This is a genomic window from Bacillus luti, assembly GCF_009739945.1.
Classification (GTDB): Bacteria; Bacillota; Bacilli; order Bacillales; family Bacillaceae_G; genus Bacillus_A; species Bacillus_A luti.
In genome coordinates this window covers 2,633,101-2,651,004 of the sequence record NZ_CP040336.1, presented here as the reverse complement: position 1 = coordinate 2,651,004, position 17,904 = coordinate 2,633,101, and the positions used below count along the sequence as shown (strand labels likewise).

The 17,904-nt window shown below is 31.9% G+C and carries 15 protein-coding genes, 1 riboswitch and 1 other annotated feature; of the genes, 12 read left to right on the top strand and 3 right to left on the bottom strand.

All coding sequences use genetic code 11. The annotated features are described in order from the left end of the window. Positions 1-48: 48 nt before the first annotated feature. Complete coding sequence (locus EUC40_RS13595) at positions 49-2,163, top strand: peptidoglycan D,D-transpeptidase FtsI family protein (RefSeq protein ID WP_156575654.1); 2,115 nt, start codon at positions 49-51, stop codon at positions 2,161-2,163. 361 nt (positions 2,164-2,524) lie between these two features. On the opposite strand, the gene EUC40_RS13590 is transcribed toward EUC40_RS13595, so the two are convergent. Continuing rightward, entirely contained in the window at positions 2,525-3,208 is a 684-nt protein-coding gene (locus EUC40_RS13590; RefSeq protein WP_156575653.1) for an aspartate/glutamate racemase family protein, read from the bottom strand. Between the two features lie 150 nt (positions 3,209-3,358). After that, positions 3,359-3,474, top strand: a riboswitch (SAM riboswitch). Between the two features lie 139 nt (positions 3,475-3,613). On the opposite strand from EUC40_RS13590, the gene EUC40_RS13585 reads away from it, so the two are divergent. The 4 genes from EUC40_RS13585 to EUC40_RS13570 all read left to right on the top strand — a co-directional run bounded on the left by EUC40_RS13585 (position 3,614) and on the right by EUC40_RS13570 (position 6,908). Continuing rightward, entirely contained in the window at positions 3,614-4,162 is a 549-nt protein-coding gene (locus EUC40_RS13585; protein WP_156575652.1) for an ECF-type riboflavin transporter substrate-binding protein, read from the top strand. 10 nt (positions 4,163-4,172) lie between these two features. Then, a complete protein-coding gene (locus EUC40_RS13580; RefSeq protein ID WP_156575651.1) occupies positions 4,173-5,873 on the top strand; it encodes an ABC transporter ATP-binding protein in 1,701 nt (566 codons plus the stop codon). Continuing rightward, the gene (locus EUC40_RS13575; RefSeq protein ID WP_156575650.1) at positions 5,866-6,666 is read left to right on the top strand and encodes an energy-coupling factor transporter transmembrane component T family protein; all 801 of its coding nucleotides are present in this window, start codon (positions 5,866-5,868) and stop codon (positions 6,664-6,666) included. The genes EUC40_RS13580 and EUC40_RS13575 overlap by 8 nt, the downstream gene beginning before the upstream one ends. Positions 6,667-6,800: 134 nt before the next feature. Continuing rightward, positions 6,801-6,908 (top strand): YjcZ family sporulation protein, encoded by a 108-nt coding sequence (locus EUC40_RS13570; protein ID WP_000120182.1) that lies wholly within the window; start codon positions 6,801-6,803, stop codon positions 6,906-6,908. A gap of 101 nt (positions 6,909-7,009) precedes the next feature. Here the strand turns inward: EUC40_RS13570 and EUC40_RS13565 are convergent, their stop codons facing one another. Beyond that, positions 7,010-8,317, bottom strand: a complete 1,308-nt coding sequence (locus EUC40_RS13565) for a sensor histidine kinase (protein ID WP_156575649.1) — start codon at positions 8,315-8,317, stop codon at positions 7,010-7,012. 38 nt (positions 8,318-8,355) lie between these two features. Continuing rightward, positions 8,356-9,237 (bottom strand): protein kinase domain-containing protein, encoded by an 882-nt coding sequence (locus EUC40_RS13560; protein WP_156575648.1) that lies wholly within the window; start codon positions 9,235-9,237, stop codon positions 8,356-8,358. A 127-nt stretch (positions 9,238-9,364) separates the two neighbouring features. Between EUC40_RS13560 and EUC40_RS13555 the strand changes: the two genes are divergently transcribed. From EUC40_RS13555 to EUC40_RS13525, 7 genes are all read left to right on the top strand, one after another. Next, positions 9,365-9,874 carry a GrpB family protein gene (locus EUC40_RS13555; protein ID WP_156575647.1) on the top strand — a complete coding sequence of 170 codons (510 nt, stop codon included), beginning with the start codon at positions 9,365-9,367 and terminating at the stop codon, positions 9,872-9,874. Positions 9,875-9,990: 116 nt separating this feature from the next. Then, positions 9,991-10,521: a hypothetical protein gene (locus EUC40_RS13550; RefSeq protein WP_156575646.1), complete on the top strand. Its 531-nt coding sequence runs from the start codon at positions 9,991-9,993 to the stop codon at positions 10,519-10,521. Between the two features lie 12 nt (positions 10,522-10,533). Further along, positions 10,534-11,208, top strand: coding sequence for a response regulator transcription factor (locus tag EUC40_RS13545; RefSeq protein ID WP_156575645.1), 675 nt, complete (start codon positions 10,534-10,536; stop codon positions 11,206-11,208). Continuing rightward, positions 11,205-12,620, top strand: coding sequence for a HAMP domain-containing sensor histidine kinase (locus tag EUC40_RS13540; RefSeq protein WP_156575644.1), 1,416 nt, complete (start codon positions 11,205-11,207; stop codon positions 12,618-12,620). Before EUC40_RS13545 ends, EUC40_RS13540 begins: the two co-directional genes overlap by 4 nt. A gap of 458 nt (positions 12,621-13,078) precedes the next feature. After that, positions 13,079-13,678, top strand: a complete 600-nt coding sequence (locus EUC40_RS13535) for an undecaprenyl-diphosphatase (protein WP_244322160.1) — start codon at positions 13,079-13,081, stop codon at positions 13,676-13,678. A gap of 229 nt (positions 13,679-13,907) precedes the next feature. After that, positions 13,908-16,046 carry a penicillin-binding protein gene (locus tag EUC40_RS13530; RefSeq protein ID WP_156575642.1) on the top strand — a complete coding sequence of 713 codons (2,139 nt, stop codon included), beginning with the start codon at positions 13,908-13,910 and terminating at the stop codon, positions 16,044-16,046. A gap of 175 nt (positions 16,047-16,221) precedes the next feature. Further along, positions 16,222-16,480, top strand: a binding site (T-box leader). Positions 16,481-16,545: 65 nt separating this feature from the next. Beyond that, a complete protein-coding gene (locus tag EUC40_RS13525) occupies positions 16,546-17,784 on the top strand; it encodes an MFS transporter (RefSeq protein WP_156575641.1) in 1,239 nt (412 codons plus the stop codon). The last annotated feature ends 120 nt before the right edge of the window (positions 17,785-17,904 follow it).

Genomic DNA, 17,904 nt, shown 5'->3' with positions numbered 1-17,904 from the left:
GAGGTACCATTATTATTCAAATCGCTAAAAGGAGGAGGTTATGACAAAGTGAAGAAGCAAGAGAAAAAAAGTAATAGAGCAATGCCAGTGCGGTTAAACATTTTATTCTTCTGTGTATTTTTATTATTTTCTGCCATGATAATAAAGTTAGGTAAAGTGCAAATTATCGATGGAGAGACGCATAAAAATGAAGTAGAGAAGAGAGAAAATGCAATCGTGAGTCTTTCTGTCCCGCGTGGGAAAATATTTGATCGAGAAGGGAATCCAGTTGTTGATAATAAATCTTTACGCACGATTACATATACAAAGATGAAAGGAGTAAAATCAGAAGAAATGCTAAAAACTGCAAGACAACTTGCAGAAATAATTGAAATGCCGCAAGAAGATATAAATAAGTTAACTGAGACAGATAAGAAAGATTTTTGGATGCAATTAAATCCAAAACTTGCTGAAAATCTAGTATCAAAAAAAGAAATAGATTCATTTAGGGAGAAAGATATTAGTGGAAAGAAGCTAGATAAAAAAATAGAAGAGTTACAAAGAAAACGAGTTACAGATAAAAATCTTAAAGAATTAACAGATAAAGATATAAAGGTGTTAGCTATTAAAAGTAAAATGGCTTCTGGTTATCAAATGGCACCTCAAATTATTAAAAAAGATGTTAGTGAAAAGGAATATACTGTGATTAGTGAGGGTTTAGCGAATCTCCCAGGTGTAGACGCATCAGTTGATTGGGAGAGATTCTATGTCAATGATGGATTATTCCGATCCGTTCTTGGAAATGTTTCTAATGCCGATGAAGGATTACCAAGTGAACGATTAGATTATTATTTGGTGCGTGATTATAGCCGAAATGATAGAGTCGGCAAAAGTTATATCGAGCAGCAATACGAAGATGTACTTCACGGTACGAAAAAAGAAATAAGAAGCATTGCCGATAAACAGGGTAATACGACAAGAACAGAAACGGTTTCGGAAGGGAAAAGCGGAAAGAATTTAACTTTAACGATAGATATGGAATTACAGAAAAAAGTGGAAGAGAGCATAGAGAAAATATTAAAGGCATATAAAGGTTCAGAATCGATGTTAGACCGCGCTTTCGTTGTAATGATGAATCCGAAAAACGGCCAAGTATTATCAATGGCTGGGAAAAAGATCGTGGAAAAAGATGGAAAAATGGAGGTGGAAGATTATGCTTTAGGTACGATGACAAGTTCATATGAGCTTGGATCAACTGTTAAAGGTGCGACAGTGTTAACAGGGTTTGAAACAAATGCTATAACTCCAGGAACACATTTTTATGATGCACCTATGAAGTTTAAAGGTACTAAGGAGAAGAAGTCTTGGAAAGAGTTTGGAAATATAGACGATCAAAGAGCGTTACAAGTTTCTTCAAACGTTTATATGTTTAATATTGCATTAAAAATTGCCGGCGTGGATTATGTGAAAAATAGTTCACTAGATATTAAACAAGAATACTTTGATAAAATGAGGTATTATTTCAGGCAATTTGGACTAGGCGTACAAACTGGTATTGATTTGCCGAATGAAACTACGGGACAAATTGGAAGAAAAGATAATCAGCCTGGTTTCTTATTAGATTATTCGATTGGACAATATGATACGTATACACCACTTCAGCTTGCACAATATATTTCAACTATCGCAAATGGCGGTTATCGAATGAAACCGCAAATTGTTCAAGAGATTAGAGAACAAACCGTTCAAAAAGATGAAGTTGGTAAAGTGATGCATTCAATAGAACCAGTCGTTTTAAATAAAGTAGATATGAAAGAGGAGTATATAAATCAAGTAAAAGAAGGATTTAGAAAGGTATTCCAAGAAGGGGATGGAACGGGAGTAAGAGCGTTCCAAAAAGCACCGTATAAACCAGCTGGTAAAACAGGGACCGCACAAACGGTATACGGTGGAGAAAGTGATATTGGGCGAAATGAGAAAGGGGATCGTAGAGAATGTTATAACTTAACATTAGCAGGATATGCCCCATATGATGATCCAGAAGTAGCATTTTCTATTGTTGTACCGTGGGTTATAAATGATAAATCTGGTATTAACTCTGATATTGGTAAAGAAGTTTTAGATGCTTATTTTGAATTGAAAAGTAAGCGATTAACTGGGGAAGTGACAAAAGTAGAGAATTAAAAAATGTGAATCGTCTCTAGTATGTATAGAAACTAGGGACGTTTTAATATAGGAATAAATTAGAAAAGAGGCATAAAATAATTCTATTAACTATTCACGTTTTATAAAATAAATCATATATTGATAGCATAGGACAAGCTGAAAAGCTTATCCTAACCTCACAGAACACTCCTTATCACATCTAAGCATCTACTTGTGTAGATGCTTTTTTATTGATATCGATTATTTATAAACATAATGTAGCAAGTGTATTAAGATTGTTAATGTTAATTTTGTAATATAGTAATTGCAGTCATGGATCCATAATTAAATTAATAGTTTGGACAATATAAAACATAGAGATCACACCTATATGCTTGTATTATCTAGCGAACTGCACAGCAGTATTTGCATGTAAAAAAGCAGTATCAAATACAGGAACTGTTAGATCGTTCTGGGAAATGAGCAAAGGTATTTCAGTACAACCGAGTAGTATACCTTCCGCACCATTTTGAACTAATGAGTTTGTAATTTGTAATAGCTTTTCTTTTGATGTTTCTGAAATAATTCCTCTACTTAATTCATTTAATATGACATGATGGATAAATGCTCTTTCTTTGTCATCAGGGATAATTGTCTCAATGTTATAACTTGCTAGTCGTGATGTATAGAAATCTTGTTCCATCGTTTGTTTCGTACCCAATAGTCCGATACGCTTTATATTTTGTTCTACCATTTCTTTAGCACTTACATCACCAATGTGAAGAAGCGGTATGGAGATTGCATTTTCTACTTCTTCAGCAAATAAATGGACCGTATTTGAACATATCAATAAACATTCAGCTCCTGATTTTTCAACCTTTTTTGCAACTGCGACTAATTCATTTTTCACTTCTTCATATTGGTGGTTTTGTAATAAAGTAGTTACTTCACCAAAGTCCATACTATATAGAACAAGCTTCGCATTTTGATCATATTGAGAAAGTGTAAGTGTATTAATATGTTTGTAGTATAGTGATGTAGATTCCCAACTTAGTCCACCAATTAAACCAATTACTTTCATCATACATTCCTCCTGTAACAACTTTGAATTTATTATTTCATAATTCCGATAAGAATACAATGATTTAAACGTACTGTTAAACAAAAAATAAAAATAATTAGAAAAGTGTTGAAATTTATACTTCTTAGTGCCATAATACGAATTACAAATTAATACTTATCCAGAGAGGTGGAGGGAACGGCCCTATGAAACCTCAGCAACCCCTATGTAAATTCATAGGAAGGTGCTAATTCCGCAGAGGACACGATGTGTTTTTTGAAAGATAAGAGGATTCTTGAACGTGAAAGAAAATGACCTCTTATGCAAGAGGTCATTTTTTGTTGTACAGAAAGGGAGTGTCGATGCATAATTCATTTTCAAAATAAATATAGAGTAATTAAAGCTGACTAATATGAGAGGGGAATTGTAATGAATAAATTAACGACAAAGTTAGTAGTAGCAATTGGGATTGGAGCTGCCTTATATGGCATATTAGGACTTTGGGGATTCACTATTGCACCGAATACATTTATTAAACCTGGATTAGCCATTTTAACTGTTTTTGGAGCTTTATTTGGTCCCGTTGCTGGACTGTTAATAGGACTAATTGGTCATACCGTAACAGATACAATCGCCGGATTCGGTATTTGGTGGGGATGGGTTATTAGTTCAGGCATTATCGGCTTTGCAATGGGGCTCATTCAAAAAAGAGTTGGCTTTAGTGTGAAAAACGGGACATATAATAAGGGAGATATTTCTTATTTAGCCATTACTGGGTTAATTGGTATTGTCATTGCTATTATATTTGCTGGAGCCTTCGATATTGTTGTGATGGGAGAACCGTTTGACAAAATTGTTATACAAGTACTAGGGGCGACTATATCTGATGTTCTTGTATTTTTAGTTCTTGGATTACCAATTACAATTGGCTTAGCTAAATCGAATAAGAGACATACACATTTAAAAATTGAAAAGTAGGGATGTTAATATGCGACCGATTATTTCTTTTGAACAATTTACCTTTCAATACGGGCATGCTGCACAGCCTACATTAAAAGACATTACTTTTCATATATATCCTGGGGAAAAAGTATTAATTGCTGGACGAAGCGGTTCAGGAAAATCAACATTAGCTCATTGTATTAATGGGCTAATCCCATTTTCATATGAAGGGATTAGTACAGGAAACATTTCAATTGCTGGTAAAGATCCGAGGAAAGGCAGTATTTTTGAACAGAGTAAACATGTAGGAACAATTTTGCAAGATCAAGACGCTCAATTTATTGGTTTGACAGTAGAAGAAGATGTAGCATTTTATTTAGAAAATGAATGTGTACATCAAGATGATATGAAAAAGATCGTTTCGGATTCATTAAGAAAGGTGAAGATGCATAGTACTCATAAACAAAGTCCACATGAATTATCAGGAGGCCAAAAGCAAACTGTTTCTCTAGCAGGTCTGCTAACAACAAATGCGGATATATTATTGTTCGATGAACCGTTAGCAAACTTAGATCCGCTAAGCAGCTTACATACGATTGAACTTATTAAAGATATACATAGGCAATATAAGAAAACAATTGTAATTATTGAACATCGAATAGAAGAAATTTTAAATTTGGATTTAGATAAAATTATTTTAATTGATGAAGGTGAAGTTGTCGCGATAGGAACACCAGAAGAGATTTTAGCGTCACATATATTACCGCGTATCAGCTTAAGAGAGCCTATTTACATCGAAGCATTAAAGAAATTACATTACGATAGTAAAAATGGCTTACTATATCCACTTGAAAATCTTCAAAAGGAAAGGATTAGTGGCATTATAAAAGAGTGGGTGAAAAAGCAAACTTTTGTAATGGATACTACTAAAAATAAAGAAGTGTTTAAAGTGAAAAATTTGTCATTTGCGTATCCTAATAATCAAAGCGTATTAAAAAATGTCAATTTTTCAATATATGAAGGAGAAATTGCAACACTTTTGGGCCAGAATGGAGCTGGGAAATCTACATTAGCCAATAGCCTTATTGGAATAAACAAAATAAAAGGTGGAGAAATTTTGTTAGATGGAGTAACTATTAATTCTTGGTCTATTCGTAAACGTGGGGAGAGTATATGTTATGTAATGCAAAATCCAAATCACATGATTACGCAACCGACTGTTTTAGAAGAAGTTGTATTTACATTAAAAATAAAAAAATTTTCAAAGGAAGAAATTAAGAATAGAGCTGAAGAAGCGTTAAAAATTTGTGGTTTATATCCATTTCGTAATTGGCCAATTCAGGCATTAAGCTACGGACAAAAGAAGAGATTAACTATTGCAACTGTACTAACAACAAATCCAAAACTCATCATATTAGATGAACCGACGGCTGGACAAGATTATTATCATTATAAACAGTTCATGTCGTTTATTAAAAACCTAGCTAAAAAAGGAATCTCATTTATTTTTATCACGCACGATATGAATCTAGCGTTAGAATATGCAGACCGAGCGATAGTACTACATGAAGGAGAAATAATTGCTGATAATACTGTATCCGCTGTATTAGGAGATCAAGAGATATTACAAAGGGCTAACTTAAGAGAGAGTTCTTTATTCAAGCTTGTTACATTTAGCGGCGTTTCATGTCAAAAAAAGTTTATAGAGCTTTATTTCTGTAATAATAGGAGTGAGGAAGGTGCATAGTACATATTTTCATCGTATGGATGGAGCAGTAAAATTGTTTTTATTTATTTTTTGTATGACACTTACCTTTTTGTTTTTTGATTTTCGTATATTGTTAATTTTATGTTTTATTGGGTGTATTGGACTATTGCTTGCTAAAATTCCGCTTCGTAAAATTTTAATTGTTTTTAGTGTTATATTTACATTTAGTTTATTAAACTCTGTCATGATTTTATTAATTACGCCAACCCATGGATCTGAATTAACTGGATCATATACTTCGTTTTTACATATTGGTTATGCGACAATTACATATGAAACATTATTTTATACAGCTACGCTTTCATTAAAGTATTTTACGTTATTACCTTTTACACTTCTCTTTATTTATACGACAGATCCAAGTGAATTTGTAAGTAGCTTAAATAAACTTGGCATTCATTATAAAATTACATATGCAATAAATATCGCATTACGTTATATACCGGATATTCAATCTGAATATCAAATTATTAAACATGCACAAGAAGCAAGAGGAATAGCTTTTGAAAAAGGAGAAGCAAGTTTATGGACGCGCATGAAAAATCGTATTTTAATTTTCTGGCCTCTAATTATTCATTCGCTAGACAGAATTGATACAGTTTCAAATGCAATGGATTTAAGAGGATTTGGAAAGAAGGATAAACGTACGTGGTTCTATACAAAAAAAGCAAATGCCTGGGATTTTATTGCTTTGCTTGTAGGGATATTCATTTTGATTTTTGCAGTTTATTTAAAATTACATGTATTTCAAGATTTTTGGTATCCATTTTAAAGCACCCTAATAGGAGTGCTTTTACTTATTTTATGCAGACATGCTCAAAAAAGGGATATTTACATAATGTATAATACGAACCAGTTAAAATGATCAACTACCTATTAGTTTTCAAACCAAAAGGAGGAGAAAATATGAGTTACGGTGGTTCTTGTGGTTTTGGTGGAGGTTTCGCTTTATTAGTTGTGTTGTTTATTTTATTAATTATTGTTGGATGCAGCTGTTGGGGCGGAGGATACTAATTTTTAATTAGTCTCCAATAATGTAAACGAAAAAAACATAGTAGATACTTATGTATCGAAACAAATAAAAAAGGAGCATAATAGCTCCTTTTTTATTTGTATTAAGATAGGTTCTTATTATATTTTGGTAAAGTGATTATCAATGTTGTACCTTTATGAATGACGCTCCGAATTTTTAAAGTACCTTGCATCGTTTCGATGATCTTAACAGCAACCATCGTACCTAAACCTGTACCTTTCGTTTTCGTACTAAAATAAGGTTCACCAAATCGATTTATTTGCTCTTGTGACATGCCAATTCCGCTATCCTCAATTCGTATTATAACTTTATTGTTATTAATAGAAGAGGAAATATTTAAGCTACCTCCATCAGGCATGGCTTCAATCGCATTTTTTATTAAGTTTAAAACACATTGTTGAAAGTGTTGTTTATTTCCAACAATCGTTGCCTCGGAGAAGTCTTTTGTAATATGTATTGTATTCATATTACATAATGGCAATATCATATTAATAACTCGATTTAACTCTTGTTCTACTGAAATATGATCTAGCTTTTCTGATGCAGGTTTGGCAAACGTTAAATAATCATCAATAATTACTTGAGCTCGATTTAACTCTTCCAATATATGTTCAATATATTTTTCTCTTGATTCTGGAGTTAAATTTGGTGTTTTTAAAAGTTGAGTAAATCCTTTTACGACAGTTAAGGGATTTCTTACTTCGTGAGATATACTAGCAGCGAGTTGGCTAACAATCTCCATTTTTTCCATCTTAATTAACTTAGATCGCATAAATACTGCATCTCTTAGTACTTCATTAAAATAAACAATAAATAGCATCAAAGTGGTTGGCAATATTATAAAATAAATAATATACAAATTATTTACTTCAAAGTCTGATAAAGTTAATACAATTACAGTTGTAAATATTGCTAGGAAAAAAGTTAAAAACATAGCAAAAGCTACTTTAACTTTTCTATTATATGTATTAAATTTTGCAGATGCAAAAGCTGTAATAATGAACATTGTGCCGTAAACAATGACAGTTAACATGTTAAATCCGTAAAATGCAAATCTTGTAATTAATAAAATAGTAAACAATATGATACCAACAGGGAATCCACCATAAAGTGTACCTATTAAAACAGGAATTTGCCTTAAATCATGAATACAATTTTCATCCATATAGATAGGATAACGCATACATAAAATAAGAGGGATAGTCGTACAAACGGTAATAAGTAGTTTTCTATATTTCTTTAAATAACGCCCACTATCATATATAAAATAAAAAACAAATATACTACTTAAAATGTATAGAAGATTATTTAATACGTTTTGATTAATATAAACAAAGTTCATAATATTTGCCTCGTTATTCTGAATTTCTATTTCATCTGTATTATACATGATAATCGTATAAACTATATTAGTTTAAAAATATGTAGTTATATTTTTGCAGTATCAGATACATTTAGCCATGCTTCATAAAATTCTTTAACTGATGCATACCGTTCTGCACGGTTTTCATTTACAGCACGATATGCTACCTCATATAATCCTTTACTTGCGTCCCATTTTATAAAAGTGCGATCTTTTCCACCGCCTAAAAGTGCGAATGCCATCGCCCCCATATTAAATACGTTTGTCTTCTCATCAATCATTGCATTAAGCTCAAATTCCTCAGGAGCCATAAAACGAGAGGAACCCCATAATCGTCCCATTTTATTTATATATGGTTTTTTAGAATATAAATCAATATCACAAATTTTTGTCTCATTTGTACTGAAATTATATAAAATACTACCATCATAAAAATCTATCGCTACATAATTTTTCTTTTCTACATATGTATGGAAAGAAAAAATGGAATTTAAGGATTGAATTCGTTCCTTAACAGATAAATGCTTAAATTTTAAAAAAGGAGAGTTTGGATTTTTATATTTCTCAGGAGGTGGGAAACTCCAATGGGAATGTAGACATTCACCATCAAACCAATCGAAAATTAATACATATCCAGATTGAACTGGAAAATGTTCAATTAATCTAATAAGCGAGTCATGCTTTAACTCTTCATAAATAGTAACTGAATTTTTTAACCTTTCAATAGCATCATTTGTTGTTCCTTCATATGCAATGGTTTGTGCCCCAGCATATTTAATGAATTTCTTATGACCATCTTTTTCCACACCAAAAGAAAGATTACCGGAATCTTGTTGGTCAAAAACTGCAAATACGGTTCCTAATTTCGTTAGCCAATCAAAGTCATGATGTTTTTTTAATTGGAATTTTACAGTATTCAATTGGATTTCGACTAGAATATCTTTCATATTGTACCTCGCATTTAATATAATAAAGTTGTATATTTCAGTATTCGACATAATTTGTGAAAATCCTATGTTAACAATATAAAACTTTGTAAATATAATGATAAACACTTATAAAGAGGTGAAGTAAATGGAACAACAAATCGTTATTAAACCATATCAAAAAGAATGGCATGAAGAATATTTAATTGAAAAGGAGAAATTCATATCTTTATTGGGAGAAGAATGTATTGCTATTAAACATATAGGGAGTACAGCAGTGGAAGGATTAGCTGCTAAACCGCTTATCGATATGATGATTGGTGTAAAAGATTTACAAATTACAGAAGAGTGGACTGAAAATTTATCGGAAATTGGCTATGAATATGTCCCGAAAGAAACACCTAATTGGCGTTTTTTTAGAAAGGGAAAATGGAGAGCTGGTACCCACCATCTACATGTTTATATTTATAATAGTGACGAATGGAGAAATAACCTTTTCTTTCGAGACTTTCTTTTAAATCATGAATGGGCACGAAAGGAATATAAAGAATTAAAAGAAAAACTAGCTAATACATTTCCTTTTGAACGTGCATCATATACAAAAGCAAAAGCTCCTTTTATTCAAAAAATATTAAAATTAGCTAAAAAAAATTTATAAAAAGTTCAAGTTGTTTTGAAATTCTCATTTAAATTTAATCTTTCTCTCATGCTCTTTTCTTTTTTATTTGATAGACTGCTTATCAAAGATTGTAAAAGGAAGGGAGCTCACATTAAATGGAGAAAATACTTAGAAGTAAATATTTCCATATGTATGTTAAAATAATTGGTATTACGATAATAATTTGTAGTGCAGCATTATTAGTGATTAATGTAATATACGGGAACGTATTAAATGTTAAATGGTTAAATAAGAAATTAGGTTCTTTCGGTGAATATGGAGCAATTGTAGCAGCATCTTTATGGTTTTTACGTCAAATATGTTTATTTTTAAAGAAGAAAAATATACTTGGGTTTAAATTTTTTAAAGAACTATATCTTTTTATAAAAAAGTTTCACGTATTAATCGGTTACGCTGTAATAGCTGTATCGATTACTCACGGGTTATATTTTTTTATAAAAGGAAGTCGTCATGTATTACTAATATATAGTGGTATATTTTCTCTCTTAACCTTAATCGTTCTAGGGTTTATTGGATTTTTCATACAACGAGCTAATAAAACAACAAACTTGATATTGTATCGAAGAACACATCAAATCATCGCAATTATATTTGGGATTGGTTTACTTATTCATTTAACCGTATAGGAGGAATTATTGTTGCAACACATACTAATTATTGAGGATGAGGAAAGTTTATCGGATTTTTTAGAGTTAGAATTAAAATATGAAGGATATAGAGTAGATATACAGCCTGACGGCAGAAAGGGATTAGAAGCTGCACTTGAAAAGAATTATGATCTCATATTACTCGATTTAATGCTTCCAGGATTAAATGGATTGGAAGTTTGCCGTCGATTAAGGGCAGCTAAAAAGACACCTATTATTATGCTGACAGCTAGGGATAGTATTATGGATCGTGTGACAGGATTAGATAGCGGAGCGGATGATTATCTTCCGAAACCATTTGCGATTGAAGAATTATTAGCGCGTATGAGGGTTATTTTTAGACGAGAAGAAAATATAGAAAGTAAAAACGTCTCATTTCATACGTTCAAAGATTTAAAGCTCCAAATTGAATCTCGAACTATTACAAAAGGTAATGAAGAAATTGAACTTACAAATAAAGAATTTGAGCTATTACTTATGTTTATGAAAAATATTAATCGAGTCCTTACACGTGATATTTTATTGGATCAAGTATGGGGATACGATGCAATGGTTGAGACGAATATCGTTGATGTTTATGTTCGTTATTTACGGAATAAGTTACATAGTGTTGATAAGGAGGAATATATCCAAACTGTCCGAGGTGCAGGATATATAATGAAATGATAAAAAATATTATGTTTCGAATTCGAAATCTACCTATAAAGTGGAAATTAACACTTTGGTCCACTACACTAGTATTTATTTTATTCATTTTATATAGTGCTTTGCAATTTATCGTAATTAATAAGTGGACTATAGATTATGAACAAAAACAAATAAATAGACAAGTGACAGAAATAGCGGCATACTTCCAAGATAAAGACGATAGCCTTTCGAGTAAAACGTTTGAGAACAGTAAAGATTTCCTAAATAATATGATTGATAAACATCAAATGATTCGTATTATCGACATGAATGGAAAAGCGATTGTTTCTGTTTCAAGAGATTTTAATGAAGATTGGATAAAACCGAAACATGTTATAGAGGATGAATCTTTTATAAAAAGACACCTAGAAGATCGAATATTAGTTGAGCGCATACCAATTCAAGCAAAAGAGTTTACTGGAACGATCGAACTTACGAAAAACTTAGAGACTTTTGATCATTTATTAAAAATTATTTTAGTTGTAATGGCTATTTCTGGAATATGCGGATTGGTATTTAGTTTTTTAGGTGGGATACTTATAACAAAAAAGCTATTATCAAGTGTTCAAAATATAACAGTTACAATGAAACGTATTAAGAAAAATGGACTAAATGAACGGGTTCCAGTACGAGAAAATAATGATGAACTTGCGAAATTATCGTTTCTTTTTAACGAAATGATGGATGAAGTAGAAACCTCTTTTACACAACAGAAACAATTTGTAGAAGATGCATCTCATGAACTAAGGACGCCATTAACAATTATTCAGGGACATTTATCAATGTTAAATCGATGGGGAAAAAATGACCCAGCGGTATTAGAGAAATCTCTTCAATCCAGTTTAAAAGAAGTAGATCGTTTAAATAAATTGGTTTCAGAATTACTAGAACTATCTAGGGCTGAATCTGAACAGATGCATCTAATTGCAGCTGAGCCAGTTCACGTAAATAGCATATTAAAACAAGTTACACAAAACTTTGTCGTACTTCAAACTGACTTTCAATTTGATATGAAATTGAATGCAGATGCGGCATATGTGTCAATGCCATCATCATACCTAGAACAAATTGTTATTATCATAATGGATAACGCAGTAAAATATACAAAAGAAAATAATAAGTATATTTGTGTTAAATCCAGTTTGCAATCAGGAAAAGTTAAAATTCGTATAATAGATCGTGGAGCAGGCATACCTGAAGCGGATTTACCATTTGTTCTTAACCGTTTTTATCGAGTTGACAAAGCGAGAAGTAGAAAACAAGGGGGGAATGGCCTCGGTTTATCTATTGCAAAACGACTATTAGAGAAATATAACGGAGCGATTCAAATAGAGAGTGAAGAAAACAAAGGAACAATCGTTACGATTACAATACCTTGTATTATAAAATAATCGATCGAAGAAGGAATGTTTTTAGCATTCCTTCTTTTTTATATATTAGGGGAACGTCAATGGGCAGTGATGACGAATTTAATGTGAGGAGTCACCTTTATGAAGAAACATAATATAAAAGATACTTGATAAAATATAAGAAATGATTCAGGCATTAGAACAGATGTAGCAAGGAGAACAATGTAGGTATATTGTACTGTGTATACATTAAAAAATATGATTTCGGAACGAGGATATTTAACTGTAAATGTTATGTATTCTACCGATGAAAAATATATGAATTGTATTATTTGAAAGGCTTTTCCGCTGTATATATAATTTGCCTATTTAATACGTATCCTCATTGTCACATGTATGATAGAAAAATGAGAATTAGATGAGAAAAGCTTAAACCCATTTTCATAATGAGGTTGTATACTGTGTAAATCAAGAACACTTTTATGCAAGGAGAGAGTATGATGAATTACACAGTATTTCAATGGTTTAATCATTTCGCGGGATCGTCCAAGCTTTTAGATACGCTAATGATCGCTATTACAAATAGTGCTGTTTATGTAGCGATTCTATTTATGCTTATCTTATGGTTTAATAACGGAAAGAAAGAGAATGCAATTAGAAAACAATATACCGTTTTATATACGACACTTTCAGTTGTTATTGCATTACTAGTAAATGTTTTCATTCATGCGGTGTATTACCATCCGCGTCCTTTTATATCACACCAAGTACATCAATTAGTACCACATGCGGCAGATTCATCATTTGTTAGTGATCATTCTGTACTTGTATTTTCCATTGCATTTATATTTATTCTTAGGGGTGAAAGACTGAAATATATCGCACTTATTTGGGCAGTTTTAGTTGGTATATCCCGTATGTACGTAGGCGTTCATTATCCATTAGATATACTTGGTGCTGCTTTCTTAACATTTATTACGAGCAGGTTAGTAATGCAAAGTGCACGTAAGTTTGAACCGATAGCGAAACTTATTTTTAAAATGTATGGATTGGTAGCGAAACGAATTCCTTTTTTAGCAAAATACAATCATATAGTTTAAACTTTAGAACCTACAAAAAAGTAGGTTCTATTTATTTGAATTTTTAAAAATTTCATGTACCGTATTTTATATAAATTAAAAAATAGAACAAAAAATAAATATTAACATTGCTGGCTTCTTACTAATTTAAAGGGATTACCAAAAAAACTTCGAAAAATATAGTATTAAATAAAATCATACTTAAAAGCGCATCTTTTCATTAATTAATTGCAAAAGAAAGGAGAAAAGTATGCATAAACTTCAAACAAATAAAGGCGCAAGGTATATGATGATTGTTTTTATTATTTTGTTTCTTACTATGCTTTTACGTTTTTTTTACATTCAAGCAGTAGGGGTCATACAAAATGTTGATGTAAAAGATCTTGCGAATGAACAACACAATAAAAATGGTGTTTTAGAAGCGAATCGTGGCACAATTTATGATCAAACTGGAAAGGTGCTAGTTCAAGATTCCACAACGTACCGTGTTGTTGTGAATTTAAAAGGAAAAGATAAAGTAATAAATAAAGATGAAACTGCAGGGAGATTAGCTGATGCGCTTGAAATTGATAAAGAAGAAATAATAAAAAACTTTCATGAGGGACGTACTCAAGTTGAAATCGGAAAAATTGGCCGGAATTTATCTAGAGAAATGAAGGATGAAATAAAAAAACTGAAAATACCGGGGGTTTCTTTTAGGACAGAAAAAGCAAGAGTATATACAAATGAAGATTTTGCATCCTATATACTCGGATTTGCTAGACCTGATGATAAAGGAAATACAGAAGGTAAATTTGGACTTGAAAAAAGTTTGGATAAATATTTGCGCTCTACAAACGGGAATATAGAATATGTAGGCTCACCAAAAGGTATTCCGCTTACAAATGATATTAGAAAAATAGAGACTGCTAAAAATGGAAATAATGTATATCTTACACTTGATAAACAAATTAATGGCTTTTTAGAAGAAGCGATGAACAAAGCACAAGAGCACTATGATCCTTCTATGTTAATAGGAATCATTGCAGATCCAAAGACAGGGAAAGTTTTAGGGATGTCTAGCAAGCCTAGTTTTAATCCTAATAAAGGTGATATAGAGTATTTTTTAAATGATCCAATTGCAAACGCATATGAACCAGGTTCAACAATGAAAGTGTTTACGCTTGCTGCTGCCATTAATGAAGGTGTATATAACGGAAAAGAATATTTTCAATCAGGTAAATATTCTGTTGGTTCATCTGATATAAAAGATCATAATGGTGGATTTGGGTGGGGATCTATTACATTTGATGAAGGTTTTGAAAGATCATCAAATGTAGCTTTTTCTATTTTAGAAGATCAGTTACTGAAACCAGATAAATTTAAGCAATATATGAATAAGTTTGGATTTAATCAAAAAACCGGAATAGATTTACCTGGTGAAAGTAAAAATACTTTATTATTAAACACACAAATTCAACAAGTTACTACTTCTTTCGGCCAAGGTTCTACTGTAACGCCTATTCAATTAATCCAAGCAGCTACCGCAATAGCGAATGACGGGAAAATGATGAAACCATATATTGTCGACAAAGTTGTAAATCCAACAAACAAACAAGTTATTATGGAAAATCAACCGAAAGAAATTGGGAGTCCGATAAAAAAAGAAACAGCAGAGAAGGTAAGAAACTTAATGGAGCGTGTTATTACATCTTCAAAAGGAACTGGTACAATGTATAAAGTAGATGGTTATCCGATTGGTGGTAAAACAGGAACAGCTCAAATTCCGAATCCTGAAAATGGACGATATATGGAAGGTAAAGAAAATTATATTTTTTCATTTTTAGGAATGGCTCCGATTGATGACCCCGAGATAATTGTATATTTAGCTATTAAACAACCGAAATTAAAGGGTGACGAGTATGGAGCTCAGCCTCTTGCTGAAATCTTTAAACCAGTTATGAAAAATAGTCTCGAATATTTAAAGGTGAAACCATATACTGACAAACAAATGGCAGACACAACGAAACAATCTCAAATAAAAGTACAAAATTATGTTAATCAAACGATGGATACAGTTGAGAACAGTGTAGAAAAAAAGAAACTTCAGCCAGTAATTTTAGGAGAAGGTAAGATAATAAAGCAATATCCACAGTCTGGTGAAGTGATGAGCGAAGGGGATCGTTTATTCTTATTAGGGAATAATGCAAAAATGCCAAATTTACAAGGTTGGTCAATGCGAGATGTTATGTATTTCTCTAAACTATTAAAATTAGATTTGAAAACTTCAGGTACGGGTTATGTAACGAGTCAAAGTATTGAAAAGGGACAAGTTATACAAGAAGGCGATGCATTAAAAATAGAATTAGAACCTCCACTGCAACCGTTAGCAGATGCTAATACAAATTAATTCCGACACTTTGAAGGGCCTAGAGACAGTAGGCTCTTTTTTAACAGTACAAGTAATTTCACGCACCGTAATTTTTAGAAAAAATAATAAACAAGAACAGTAACGTTGACATAATTTCAATCAACAGATTATTCTTTATTTACAGTTATATAAAACTGTGATAATATGGAAAAAATCAAATGCGGTGAAGAGAAGAGTAAATAAAATGAATTTTTCACAGAGAGCTCCATTTAGCTGAAAAGGAGCAAAAATTCTTTATTGAACCAAGCCTCTGAGCAGCGCATCGGAACCTTTTATTAGGGGGTGGTGTGACGGGAGCTCCCGTTATAGAGCTATGGTATAAGCATGAATTACAATGCAGTACCTGACAAGGTTAATATGGCGACATATTAACAAACTAGGGTGGCACCGCGATGATAAATCTCGTCCCTAAGACTAAAAGTCTTGGGGGTGGGATTTTTTTATTGTTTTAAAACAATTTGGAAAGCGGGGGCCTAAAATGAAAAACTTACTTAAAGATTGGAAATATCCTTTATTACTACTATCCGGAGTTGGTATTGCGAATTTAGGTGCATGGATTTACTTAATAGCACTGAATGTACTTGTCTATAATATGGGTGGATCAGCCTTAGCTGTTGCTATTTTATATGTAATAAAACCAGTAGCTGCTCTATTCACAAACGCTTGGTCAGGAAGTATGATTGATCGTTTGAACAAACGAAAATTAATGATTCACCTTGATATATTTCGTGCAATATTAATCGCCATTTTACCATTAGTTCCATCCCTTTGGAGTGTTTATTCCTTAGTATTTGTTATAAGCATGGCTAGTGCGATTTTTGAACCGACTGCTATGACATATATGACGAAATTAATACCAGTAGAGCAAAGACAACGTTTTAACTCACTGCGTACCTTAATAGGATCTGGTGCATCTTTAATTGGTCCGGCGGTAGCGGGGGTACTATTATTTGCGGGTACACCAGAGTTTGCTATTTATATAAATGCTACTGCCTTTCTTATATCAGGAGCCATTACACTGCTACTGCCTAACCTTGATAAGAAAGAAGATTTGGATACGACTAGTAATACATTATCCCTTACTGTATTAAGAAAAGATTGGAGGGCTGTTATAAACTTTAGTAGAAAACATGTGTATGTCGTATATATCTACTTCTTATTTCAATGCATAATCGTATTAGCAACCGCTACTGATTCACTTGAACTATCGTTTGCAAAAGAGGTATTACTATTAACAGATAGTGAATATGGTTTTTTAGTTAGTATAGCTGGAGCAGGCTATATATTAGGTGCCATTACAAATACAATTTTATCAAAAAAAATAGCACCTTCATTTTTAATTGGAATAGGATCATTATTCATTGCAATCGGTTATTTATTTTATGCTTTTTCAAATGAGTTTTTAATAGCTGCTATCGGATTTTTTATTTTATCTTTCGCTATGGCATATGCAAATACAGGGTTTTATACCTTTTACCAAAATAACGTTCCTGTTCATATGATGGGACGGATTGGAAGTATATATGGGCTATTAATCGCGGTAATAACTATTGTTGCAACGATTTTGTTCGGCATTGCAACTCAAGCTATTTCGATACAACTTGTAGTTATTGTAGGATCATTAATAATGTTATTTATTACTATCATATTGTGTGTGTTTACTTTATTACCATCACAATCTAAGGTGTATTCTACTGAATCAATAAATTCGAAATGAATTTTGTGTTCTCATTAACAATTTATCGTATTCAATAAGAAGGTTCTTTCCCCTTTATATGGAAAAATAATAAGGGGAAAGAACAATATCAAAGATAAGGGTGGTTGTCGTGATAAAAAT